Origin of the sequence: Mesorhizobium sp. WSM4976 (genome assembly GCF_029625685.1) — a bacterium.
In the GTDB taxonomy this organism is placed as follows: domain Bacteria; phylum Pseudomonadota; class Alphaproteobacteria; order Rhizobiales; family Rhizobiaceae; genus Mesorhizobium.
In genome coordinates this window covers 1-11,436 of record NZ_JARTVT010000061.1, presented here as the reverse complement: position 1 = coordinate 11,436, position 11,436 = coordinate 1, and the positions used below count along the sequence as shown (strand labels likewise).

The window sequence follows — 11,436 nt, the reverse complement described above, 5'->3', positions numbered from 1 at the left end:
TTGTCGCTCTTGATTGCCCTGCTTCAAATCCGGCCGAAGCCGGTCGCCGCTTAGGGCTCGGATTGTTCACGGTCGACTAGTGAGCACTCTCCAATATGTTAGGCTCTGTCGCAGTAGCGCAACAAGCTCAGTCTTTGGATGGGTGGTATGAGGATGAGACGACTGAATGTGTACAGGCTCAGTCTTTTTATCGAGGCTCTCGTTTTTGTCGTAAGCGCGTTCGGTGCGACGTGGCTTACCAGCTTTGTGAACGCGCCATGGTGGACATATGTGATTATAGCGGCCATCGCTATGGGCATGTTCGTCGCCGTGCGTGGGGTCCTTTCTGAGCCGCAACGTATGGGACTCTTGGCACACAACTCGGCAGCGACCTCTGCGTGAACCCAGACGCCTTGAAAATGTGCCCGATGCGTCCGGATTTTTGGCGGTGATCTTCATCAAATGCGATGAGCTGCAATTTCTGGCGACGGCCACGCTAAGGGCGGGCCTCCAGCACCATGTTGAACGGTGTCTCCGCGGCGCGACGCAATCGCTTGAAGCCGCCGCCGGTCACAACCTTGCGCAGCCTCGCCTCACCGGCCTGGGCTCCAAGCGCGAGCCCGACTTCCTGCGACACGGATGCGGGCGTGCACACGAAAGTGGAAGCGGCATAGTAAACGCGGCCGACGGGATTGAGGTTCGCCGCCAGATGATCATGCGCGAACGGCTCGACGATCATCCACGTGCCGTCCGGCTTGAGCGATCCGTGGACATGGGTGGCGGCGCCCGTCGGGTCGCCCATGTCGTGAAGGCAATCGAAGAATGTGACGAGGTCATAGGTTCCGGGATAGCTCTTGGCGGCCGCCACGTCGAACCGCGTGTTAACGCCGACGCCGGCTACCTCGGCCGCCTTGCGGGCGCGCTCAATCGAAGGGGCATGATAGTCGAAGCCGACGAAGCGCGAATTGGGGAAGGCCTGTGCCATGAGCACGGTCGATGCACCATGACCGCATCCAACATCCGCGACGTCCACGCCGCGTTCGAGCTTCTCGACGACGCCCTCCAAGGCCGGCAGCCAGGAGTCGATCAGATTGGCATTGTAGCCTGGACGGAAGAACCGTTCCGTACCGCGAAACAGACACGCGCTATGATCGTGCCACCCGACGCCCTTGCCGGACTGGAATGCCTGCCTCACCTTTTCTTCATCGAGCCACAGCGCGGACAGGAACTCGAATGCGCCTGCCATGAAGGCCGGGCTGTCTTCATCAGCGAACACCAGCTCTTGCTCGGCGTTGAGATAGAATTTGTCGCTCGCTTCATCGTAGTCGACGTAACCCGCCGCCGCCTGCCCGGAAAGCCATTCCCTTACGAGGCGTTCCTGGGTGCCGGTGCGTGTCGAAAGTTCGGCGGCCGTCATCTTGCCGCCTTCGCGCAATGCCTTGAACAGGCCGAGTCTGTCCCCCAGCAGGACTCCCGCGCCCGTTGCGATCGCACCGAGATCGCCGACCATTTTCCCCAAGAATGCGTCCAACTTTTCCTGATTCGCTTCAGACATCTGAATCTCCCTTTGGGTTCAATCTCTCCAGGCGACGGAGCCGTGCTCGTCATGAGGCGCCTTGAGCATCAGATGCTCGAAGACATGCAGATATCCCCGGCGGCTCATTCCGCGCTGCCGATCCTGCACCAGACCATATGGGTGACGACCGGCGCGGTGGTCGGGAATGACAGCCACCTCCATGCCGTTGAAAAGCAGGAAATCCGTCACTTTGCCCTCGTCGGTAACCGGCGGAGCCGGAGTGGTCGTCACCAGGGCAAGCCCTGTTGCAGCAGGTATCCTTGGGCAGCCTGTCAGAACATCGATGACTCCGGTTGTGGTGCCGGGGTGGGCGATCAGGGGCCAAGTGATTGTTCCGCGGCGGCTGTATGTTGTGGTAAGGTGATCATGCGAACTCTTGTTGGTCGGTCACGTGTTTTGCGGATGACCCGCATGTACTGTGCCAAATGAGAAAACCATTCAAACGCAATCCAGTAGATCTGACTGTATCCGACATTGTCGGAATTTGGACATCGCCGAACGCGAAGCGCTCGGGGCTTGTGACGATACTTGAGCGTGCTGCTTCGGAGGAGGGATGAGCCTCGAACCGGCCGCGAGGCCTTTTTCTGGCAACGGATATTCCGGCCGGGTTAGGCCGCGAGGAAAGCGACGGTGAATAAGAGGTAGAGGACCAACCGTTTTGAGCGGGTAGTTGCCGTGTTGCGCCCCCAGGCAAAGGCCAGCACCACGGAGCAGTATTTCTGGTGGCGATACTACAACGCCTTTTAGTGCCGGTTACCCGTTTTTACCCAGTTGGCCTGGTGCATTCAGAGCGAGCTCGTTGGAAACCGCTTATTGTGGCTATGAGCGAACTCGGGATGGAGGAGTGGACCCAAAAATTGGCAAAATGCCCCAGGGAGGATTACATGGGTCGCTCATTCCCCGTACTCGTTACAGGTGCGCGTCGCTTCGCAAACAGCTTGCTTTTGACTTGGCGTTTTTTGCCGTCTCGGCATCGCTCACTAATTCGGCCGCTGCCGACACCGTGAACTGGCGTCAATTCGAAGGGACCAGCATAACTTGGGCCTACGACATCCACCCCTATGCGGATGCTCTCGCTGCGCAATTTCCGGAGTTCGAGAAGCTGACCCGGCATCAAGGTCACGCCGGAACTCTACCCAGACGATTCTTACTGGAACAAGATGACGATCCAACTGACGACGAAGTCGCCAGCATGGGATGTGTTCGGCACTGGCATTCAGCCCGCGTAGGACCTCGCTCCGAGTGGCGCCCTGGAGCCGCTGGACAAATACCTGAGCGATTGGAAGCTTACCGATGCTGGATACGACTACATTACGTGGACATGATCAAGAAGTGCGCGGCTCCTTCCTTCGCGTCCGGCCGCAGCGCGATGACGATCGACTCAAATATGTTCGGCTTCTGGAACGATGTTGCGGGGAAGCCGGCATCCGGCAAGATCGCCTTCGCTCCGCCGCTGCACGCACCGAGCGCCACGAGCTTGGAGTCTGACATCTGGATCTGGGCTCTCGCCATGAACGCGGCTTCCGAAAAGAAGGGCACGGCCTGGCTGTTCATCCCGTGGGCCACCTCCAAGCAGGTGGCGCTCAAGGGTGCCCTTGCTGGCCAGCTCGTCAATCCGCCGCGCACGTCGACCTGGCAGACGACACCTGGACTAAGTACGCTTCGCAGCCCGAGTTCAACAACTTCGTTGACAGCTTCAAAAAGATACAGGACCAAGCCGCGCTGGCTTTCACACCGCGTGTCGGCTTCGGCGAAGCCATGAACGCATGGGCCGTGGCGATGCAGAAGATGGTAAACGGCGATGACGTCGAGACGACGTTGAGGGCGCTTGCCGAAGAAATCCGCACTGGCCTCTGATCAAAAGGAACAGGGCAGTACTATTGCACTGCCCTGTTCCCGCCAACGGCGGAGATCACGCCGTGTCACCCCAAGCACTTAAACCCAGCGTGCCGATGGCAGCCGAAGGACCTGGCGCGCGCGCCTCGTCCGGTTCGGCTTCGCTGGAGGGGCGTTCCATCGACTGTTTCAGCCTTGCAATCATCCAGGCGCTGGCCAAAAGCCAGATGGAGCGCCGGCTCAGGAACCGGCGCAAAAACTCGAGCCTGCCGGCGCTGATCGAGCTGGTGCTGGCGCGGCCGCTGGTGTCGGCAGGTCTGGTCGCGGCCGAGCTGAAAATTAGCCAGCGCGCTGCGCTCGGGCTGGTGCCGAACTCGGCATCCGTGAGGTGACCGGCAGGGGGCGCTACCGGGCGTGGGACCCCGTTTAGCTGCGGCGGGCTTTGGCGAAAGCGACAGCACTGATGATTTTTGCTGTACGCTCATTCTCCCTCATCTGCGCGTTGACAGAAAACCAGCAGGCGAGGGTCACAGCACGCTGTGCTCCCCGCGATTTCCGGAAAACCAATGAAAAACGACTTTGATCGATCGCGCGGGACGTATCATTCAACCATGTCGAGAACGGGCGTGACGGCACGTACACTATGGACCGAGAGAACTTTGTCTGGCGACTTTGCGCACGCTTGCAAAACTCTTCGGAAAACTTCCTTCTGTTGATCCAATGATCGTAATGAGCTGGAGTGGCATCGCCGCTCTCCTCGGTTCTTGCTCTCTCAGTTGAACTTGATGCTAGCCTGCACGAAAACGCCGTAGCGCTTTGCCTTCCAATCGTCGGCCTGCGGGGAACCACGACCGCCCATTGCCTCTTCGAAATGAGCGGTGCCGTTATTCGCCACGGCCGCAACACCGCCTCGAGCTGGACGCCATGCCCATCGCCGTCTTCGGGAATTAGCTTGATCTTGGGCGCATGTGGTGCTGCTCTTTGCCGTCGAGCCGCGTGAAGAGGAACGCCACGTCACCAGAAAGGCTGAGTCGCTCGGTGAGTTGCGTCTGCCCGGCCAAGCCGAGTCGCAGCGAATGCCAATCGTTGTCCTGGCTGAGAGGTTGACGTAGGTGGGACGGTTGGCACACAGGTTCCCCAGTTGGTCGCCTGCTGCGTGCAACCGAAAGCATCGTAGCTCTCGTGCCAGAAATTGTTGCCAACAAAAGCACCGATGCGGTAGCGCGGTGAGTTCAAGAAATTATATCCAAGATCGGCGGTGAAATAGCTGACGCCGCCCCCGCGCTGATCACTGAATGTGTTTGAGTAGCCCCCCATTTCCGTAAGAAGTCCTCGTCATGAGAAAATCCTCCCTGATGCCGCCCGCACCGAGGAGGCCTTTACGAAAATGCCAGTCGGATTGTGGACTCGAATGCGCGTCTAGATCGTCATAGGTGAGCCGCGAGACCAGTGACGTACCTTTATGATTGTAAAGTTCCTTCGATGCGTTGCCGGTACTGGCCAGTAACGTAGTCCACCCTCGAAGGAAAAGACTGAGGCCGCCGACCCGGCTACCGACGCCGACTCGCAATCACCGGCACTCGACGGCGGTTCGGAACTTCTCGGTGCCGCAGCGCCGGCCAAGCCGGACGGGCCCGGTGAAAAATTCGTCGTCGAGGGCAAGGCGCCCGCTGCTGCGCCCGGCCGCGCCGACGATTTTTCTTGGCCGCCAAGGCGGCAGCCTGCGGCCGGGGCCACAACCGAAACGACCACGGCGATCAGTCCGTAAGCTGCCCGGGGCAGCGGAAGGGCGGAAAGCGCCTTCAGGTGGCCGCACAAGTAGGGTCTCGAGACGGACTCAGCGCGGCAGCACGCTCGATCCCATCAGCGCCTCATCGATGGCGCGCGCCGCCTGGCGGCCCTCGCGGATCGCCCAGACGACCAGCGACTGGCCGCGCCGCACGTCGCCCGCCGCATAGAGCTTTTCGACGCTGGTCCTGTAGTCCCGGTCATTGGCCTCGACATTCTTCGAGCGGCGGCTGTCAATGGCGATCTTCATCTGGCCGGCCAGTTCCGACACCGGCCCGCGAGCGGCTGGCCCGGCAAAGCCGATGGCGATGAACGCGAGATCGGCGCGGATGACGAATTCGGTGCCGGCGATCGGCTTGCGCTTTTCGTCGACTTCGCAGCATTTGACCCCGGTCAGCTGGCCGTTTTCGCCGATGAATTCAAGCGTCGCCACCTGGAATTCGCGCTCGGCGCCTTCGGCCTGCGAGGATGACGTGCGCATCTTGGTCGCCCAGTATGGCCAGACCGACAGCTTGTCTTCCTTTTCCGGCGGCTGCGGCCGGATGTCGAGCTGGGTGACGCGCACCGCGCCCTGGCGGAAGGCGGTGCCGACGCAGTCGGAGGCAGTGTCGCCGCCGCCGACGACGACGACATGCTGGCCGCCGGCGAGGATCGGATGCGACGGCCACGCCACCGACTGGATCGGTTCGCCGCCGACACGCCTGTTCTGCTGCACCAGATAGGGCATCGCGTCATGCACGCCGCCGAGATCGTCGCCGGGAATGCCGGCCGCGCGCGGCGTTTCGGAACCGCCGCAATAAAGCACGGCGTCATGTTCGGCGAGCAGCTCGGCAACCGGCTTGTCGACGCCGACATTGACGCCGCAATGGAAGGTGACGCCCTCGCCCTGCATCTGCTCGATGCGCCGGTCGATATAGTGCTTCTCGATCTTGAAGTCGGGAATGCCGTAACGCATCAACCCGCCGGGCCGGCTCTCGCGCTCATAGACATGGACGTCGTGGCCGGCGCGGCCGAGCTGCTGGGCAGCCGACATGCCGGCCGGGCCGGAGCCGATGACGGCGACGCGCTTGCCGGTCTTCTTCTCCGGCGGATAGGGCCTGATATGGCCGGTCTCGTAAGCCTTGTCGGCGATCGCCTGCTCGACCGTCTTGATGGCGACGGGGATGTCCTCGAGGTTCAGCGTGCAGGCTTCCTCGCAAGGTGCGGGGCAGATGCGGCCGGTGAACTCCGGGAAATTGTTGGTCGAATGCAGGTTGCGGATCGCATTGTCCCAGTCGCCATTGTAGACGAGGTCGTTCCAGTCCGGGATCTGGTTGTGGATCGGGCAGCCCGTCGGCCCATGGCAGAACGGAATGCCGCAATCCATGCAGCGCGCGGCCTGTTTCTCGACCTCTTTGTCGGACATCGGCAGCGTGAATTCGCGGAAATGCCGGATGCGGTCGGAGGCCGGCTGGTACTTGTGCACCTGCCGGTCGATTTCGAGAAAGCCTGTTACCTTGCCCATAGTCCAGTTCCTGCTGTCCAGATGGTGCGCCTGGCGACGCCCTGCAGCTGGATCAGATGGGGCATCCCGTCCACACATGGGCCGCACCAAGTTGCCCAAAATTCGACTATGTACACTTGCCGGGCTCAAAGCTCGTGAGGGGCTCGCCATGCAGCCAGTTCTCGACTCTAATCGAAGGAGCCGGGGACTCCATCTGCAATACCACGTTGCGGTCCAAAGCTATTTCCAAAGGTTTCTGCACGAGCTGGTTTCCTCTCAGAGACGGCACACGGGTTCAGGGAGGAGCGCATCGCTCGTCTTGCCCCATTGAGTGCAGTCACAGTCACTCAGTCTCAAAAGCCATGCCAACGCGCTCAGCGCGCAGTTAGCGCCCATTGCTTCGAAAAACCTCGTCAGTGCCCAGATGTTGGTTGTAATGAACCTGACATTTGTCTGACGCTGTCAGCTTTTGGACACGCGATCACGCGCTTCGTGCCGCCAGATGGCCAGGCCGAGCCCTGTGTTGCCAGCGGTCGCTTCGATGATTGTACCGCCCCGCGCGTGCCACGCTGTTCGGCATTAACGATCATCGACAACGCAATGCGATCCTTGATCGATCCGCCGGGATTCTGGCTTTCGATCTTGACGAAGCGACGACACCTGCCGGTATCGAATCTCTTCAGTTCGACGACCGGCGTCTCCCCAATCAGATCGAGCACTGACAAATGGCGGACGCAGGCGAGAGGACGCCTTTGTCGACGGTCGGCGGAACATCTCGAGGCTCATGCGGCTGCGGTCTCCAGAATGTCGGCATAGTGCCGTTGCGCAATATCGGGATGCGAGCGCAGTCGGCTCTTCAGCAGTTGCGGAACAGGGGATTGTCGGGGTCGCTGGCGGGGCACCCGCTTCGGCAGCCAGTTCAGGCGGCAGGTCAAGAAACCGTATGTCGGCATCAAGCCGCGCGCCGAAGAAGAAGGGAATAGAAACAGTGCCCTTCGAAAGACCCAGGGCGACGGAAATCATTGCATCGGGCGAGTTCATGCGCCTGAAGCAGCGCTGGCTGCAACTGCTTCATAGCGACAGGCGGGCGGAGACTCTAGCGGGGCTTTCGCCGCTTGGTTGATTGAGGCTCTCGACGAAGCCACTAAGATTCGGCGGCCGATAATAGCTTGCTGCTCATTGGGACGCCGACCAACGCCGGGATTGAGAAAGGCAACCCTGCCCCACAAGGCGGGTGTCACACGTGCGGTGCGTCCGCTCGTCGCGCCGGATGGTCTTTGAGACCTGGGTTCACGGCTATTCAGATGCACCCCTGTCGGCTTTTCGGTGCAGGCCGCCAGGCGGCGTGTTGCAGCAGCGGTAATTAGTTTGAGAGCGTGCGAGCACGGGCTGCATAGTGAGATCATTTGCCGGCGTGGGGACCAAGGTGTGGCGCAGCCTTAGAGAACTCAACACCGAGACCGGAGCAACGGAGACGGCTCTTTCGTCGAGACAGTTTAATTGGAAGGCCGAGAAGCACCGGCTGGGTAGCGTCACGCCGCATCATTCTTTGCGGAGCTGGAGCGCGCGGGATCGCTGGAGCGGCTGGTGAAAGCGGTTGCCGGGGCGCACGCCAACAACAACACGTGAGCTGGCGCCTCGTGTGGCAAAAGGAGGGGGCGAGAGCCCATGGCCTGCAATGAAGCGATCAAGCATTGCGATCGTGGAACCAAGCTGCCTAGTCGACCATCCGGACCGCGGCCTTCAAGCCAGCTCGCCTTGGAATCGGCCTTCCAGGAATCACCGTCAAGGCCGACTCACGACCTTTTCGCCATGAGCCGCGAAGAGGGCATTCCGCCGGAAGCCGATGGCTGCCTTCTCTCGTTCATCGACGGCTATGTGGTGAGCGGCCATGTGCCGGTCGGCACGGTCAACAAGCTCTTGACCGAGCGGCCCGACATCAAAGGGCATGACGCTGCCCGGCATGCCGATGGGCTCCCCCGGCATGAGTGGCACGAAGGAAGCGCCCTTCGAGATTCTCGAAATCCGAAAGTCTGACGCGACCGGCGGCATCTACGCCACGGAATAGGAGGCTTCGATGATGGAATGCATGAGCGGCATGATGATGTTCGGCACGGGCCTGGTGTGGCTGCTTGTCGTCGTCGTGCTCGTCCTCGGGACGGCCGCGCTGATCAAATACCTGTTCTCCAGCGGCGGCAAAGGAGAAGGGCGTCGGTCCTCTTATCGATGCGTGGCCGCGGCAGGCCTCGGATTGGTCTGGACATTGCCTTGGCTCGCCAACCGGATGGCCGCGCCCCGGCCGCGGCGATAGCGCTAGGCAAGACGGTTTTAGCCAGGCGAAGGTCAGCGCGATTGGAAAGCCCGCTGCCTTCGGGACGCATGCCGGCGCCGGGACCGGCCGCGGTCGTCGGCGGCGGCTACCAGAGCGACATGCCGGGCTTCGGGAATGTCCTCACCGACGAGGAGATCCGGGCCGTTCTGGCCTTCATCAAAAGCACATGGCCCGAGCGGGAACGCGCCTATCAGGCAGATGAGCCGCCGGGAGCGGGAGCAGACACAGTGAGACCAATCCTAGCCGCGGAGCCCTCGAACGCCCCCAACCGGAATGCATTGTCCATGAAAGCGAAACCGTCGCTTGCGATTCAATTTCTGGCGCTGATCCTCGGGACCTCCGCGCTGGCCCACCATCCGGGCGCCGATCTCGACAAGATGAGGGACAGCGCGGAGAGGTTCTTCCAGGCGATCGACGAGCAGGCCGCGCCGCCTTTCGAACTGGCCGACGCGGACGGAAGGGCCGTCCGCCTTCCGATCTCTCCGACAAGATCGTGGTGCTCTACTTCATGACGAGGTAACCTTGGAAGAAGAAGGCGACGGCCACTGGCGGCAGGATGGCAAGCACGCTGGCCGCAAAAAGCGGCCCATACTCATAGAAGCGGGCCGGTTCTGTCGCAAATCGTGCTTTTGGCCACAACTGGACGCTTTCGCGCGCTTATGGACCAGCTCACATGACAGGGCTCGACGTGCCCCGGGGTGGCGCCCTACTTCCACGCTCGCACTGTCACACTCCCGCCGAAAGGCGGGTTTAGTGAGTTATGGCAGTGACTGTGCCACCAGTCCAAACGTCGAGTTTCGCGGCAACTTCGACGCTTTCCTTAGCTGACTTGCCCAAAACCAGCGCGGCCAAAGCATACTGCTTGCCGCTCCCGATGGCATAATATTCACCTTTCACGGGATCACTTGGCAGCCAATTGCCGTCCAACAATACGGCTTCCCCATTTTTGCGCACTATCAGCGCCTCAAATTCAAAATTGTCGTCGTTGCGCGGCACAGGAATATCAGAAACATCCATGCCCTTCTCAACCCAGTCTCGAACGGCCTTTGGAATACCCAAGGACGAAGAGGAAACGCCGATGAGTGTGCCGTCGCATAAGCGAAACACCTTCGTTTTCTCACCGACGGATACTGAGTCAAAACCCAAGGCTCGGCCGTCGCCAGCCATGGTTCCGTTCCTGTAAGCTATTGTTGTCATTGGCACCCTTCTATCGCTGCATCAAACTTCAGGACCTTGCGCATGTCCCCTGTGTCAAGGTCACTGACCGACGGCCTATTTGCCTGATACACGATACAGGCTGCGCTCCTTGAGTTCGCGCACGGGTGGCCGTCATCTTGCCGCCTTCGCGCAATGCCTTGAACAGGCCGAGTCTGTCCCCCAGCGGGAATGACAACCACCTCCATGTCGTTGAAACGCAGGAAATCCGTCACTTTGCCTCGTCGGTAACGGGCGGAGCCGGAGCGGTCGTCACCGGGCAAGCGCGGTCGCAGTAGGTATCCTGGGCAGCCCGTCAGACATGGATGGCTTCGGTTGTGTCATGCGACTTCTTGTTGGTCGGTCACGTGTTTCCGGATAACCAGCATGCGCTGTGCCAAATGAGAAAACCATTTAAAGTCAATCCAGCAGATCTGACTGTATTCCGACATTGTCGGAAATTGGACATCGCCGAACGCGGGCGCTCGGGGCTTGTGATGATACTTGGGCGTGCTGCTTCGGAGGAGGGATGCGCCTCGTACCGGCCGCGAAGCCTTCCTGCATTTAAGGCGCCAGATCAATTGAACGCGATGCCGGGCAGCGTCGCAGCGGCTAAGCCAGCCACTCGCATTGCTCCCTGACAGGATGGTGCCGATCCTGCTGAGATCGCATGCTGGCGCGACGTTGCTTTGCGGCCACCGTCGCGCCTGCCCGTGAACTGTTCGCGCCTGTGCTCATGCTCGCCTTGACACCCTCGATGGGTCCATCCGGGATGGTCAACCATCCGGAACATAGCGGGCAGGCGGGCATCTTCACCAGCAGTCTCTGTGTCGCTCTCGTGGCGGCAAACAAGATCGAGGCTGGCGGGGTGATGATCAACGGTCCTCGAACCATCGATTTTGATCGCGGTGGCCGTTCAGTGCGTTCAAGCACGAGGCGCCGTTAGACGGCACCGCAGCATCATAGCGAAGTGCCATGCAGGACGACTCCCTGCAGCATCGTCTCGCGCAGCCAAACACTTGCCGGATCACTGTTGTGAACGGCCGGGCGTTTGACGGCCTGTGACGCGAAAAGGCAACGGAAGATCTAGCATTTATGGGGGAAATGTTTTTTCGGAGTGCTTGACCCGCAGGAAGGGCAGGGCATGACTGCCTATCGCCCGACCCGGCAAGGCCGCACTCATGACCGGCTGGGCTCGGTTAATCCTGCATGCCGCGCCCATGAGGTTACTTGTCCGGAGTGCGTCGA

8 protein-coding genes and 6 pseudogenes are annotated in these 11,436 nt (G+C 60.7%); 7 read left to right on the top strand and 7 right to left on the bottom strand.

What is annotated here, in order from left to right; all coding sequences use genetic code 11:
* Positions 1-475: 475 nt before the first annotated feature.
* Positions 476-1,534 carry a class I SAM-dependent methyltransferase gene (locus P9272_RS35200; protein ID WP_024504268.1) on the bottom strand — a complete coding sequence of 353 codons (1,059 nt, stop codon included), beginning with the start codon at positions 1,532-1,534 and terminating at the stop codon, positions 476-478.
* A gap of 57 nt (positions 1,535-1,591) precedes the next feature.
* Positions 1,592-1,813: pseudogene (locus P9272_RS35195) on the bottom strand (insulinase family protein); the annotation flags it as partial.
* A 1,057-nt stretch (positions 1,814-2,870) separates the two neighbouring features.
* Here P9272_RS35195 and P9272_RS35190 point away from each other — a divergent pair.
* The 3 genes and pseudogenes from P9272_RS35190 to P9272_RS35180 all read left to right on the top strand — a co-directional run.
* Positions 2,871-3,317 carry an extracellular solute-binding protein gene (locus tag P9272_RS35190; RefSeq protein ID WP_236383562.1) on the top strand — a complete coding sequence of 149 codons (447 nt, stop codon included), beginning with the start codon at positions 2,871-2,873 and terminating at the stop codon, positions 3,315-3,317.
* A gap of 157 nt (positions 3,318-3,474) precedes the next feature.
* On the top strand, positions 3,475-3,783 hold the full coding sequence (locus P9272_RS36145; protein WP_236473435.1) for a helix-turn-helix domain-containing protein: 309 nt from the start codon (positions 3,475-3,477) through the stop codon (positions 3,781-3,783).
* 1,181 nt (positions 3,784-4,964) lie between these two features.
* Positions 4,965-5,159, top strand: a pseudogene (locus P9272_RS35180) (DUF459 domain-containing protein); the annotation flags it as partial.
* 69 nt (positions 5,160-5,228) lie between these two features.
* Here P9272_RS35180 and P9272_RS35175 read toward each other — a convergent pair.
* The 4 genes and pseudogenes from P9272_RS35175 to P9272_RS35160 form a co-directional block, all read right to left on the bottom strand.
* Positions 5,229-6,683 carry a glutamate synthase subunit beta gene (locus tag P9272_RS35175; RefSeq protein WP_063169408.1) on the bottom strand — a complete coding sequence of 485 codons (1,455 nt, stop codon included), beginning with the start codon at positions 6,681-6,683 and terminating at the stop codon, positions 5,229-5,231.
* A 41-nt stretch (positions 6,684-6,724) separates the two neighbouring features.
* Positions 6,725-6,888 (bottom strand): annotated as a pseudogene (locus tag P9272_RS35170) (thioredoxin domain-containing protein); the annotation flags it as partial.
* A gap of 278 nt (positions 6,889-7,166) precedes the next feature.
* Positions 7,167-7,436: pseudogene (locus P9272_RS35165) on the bottom strand (pyridoxal-phosphate dependent enzyme); the annotation flags it as partial.
* An 8-nt stretch (positions 7,437-7,444) separates the two neighbouring features.
* Positions 7,445-7,649: pseudogene (locus tag P9272_RS35160) on the bottom strand (isopenicillin N synthase family oxygenase); the annotation flags it as partial.
* A gap of 801 nt (positions 7,650-8,450) precedes the next feature.
* Between P9272_RS35160 and P9272_RS35155 the strand changes: the two are divergent.
* The 3 genes and pseudogenes from P9272_RS35155 to P9272_RS36140 form a co-directional block, all read left to right on the top strand.
* Positions 8,451-8,730: pseudogene (locus P9272_RS35155) on the top strand (DUF411 domain-containing protein); the annotation flags it as partial.
* A gap of 21 nt (positions 8,731-8,751) precedes the next feature.
* Complete coding sequence (locus P9272_RS35150; protein WP_245462946.1) at positions 8,752-8,973, top strand: hypothetical protein; 222 nt, start codon at positions 8,752-8,754, stop codon at positions 8,971-8,973.
* A gap of 41 nt (positions 8,974-9,014) precedes the next feature.
* The gene (locus P9272_RS36140) at positions 9,015-9,506 is read left to right on the top strand and encodes a cytochrome c (protein WP_244514239.1); all 492 of its coding nucleotides are present in this window, start codon (positions 9,015-9,017) and stop codon (positions 9,504-9,506) included.
* Positions 9,507-9,744: 238 nt separating this feature from the next.
* On the opposite strand, the gene P9272_RS35135 is transcribed toward P9272_RS36140, so the two are convergent.
* A complete protein-coding gene (locus P9272_RS35135; protein ID WP_063169404.1) occupies positions 9,745-10,161 on the bottom strand; it encodes a hypothetical protein in 417 nt (138 codons plus the stop codon).
* 697 nt (positions 10,162-10,858) lie between these two features.
* On the opposite strand from P9272_RS35135, the gene P9272_RS35130 reads away from it, so the two are divergent.
* Entirely contained in the window at positions 10,859-11,134 is a 276-nt protein-coding gene (locus tag P9272_RS35130) for a hypothetical protein (RefSeq protein ID WP_063169403.1), read from the top strand.
* The last annotated feature ends 302 nt before the right edge of the window (positions 11,135-11,436 follow it).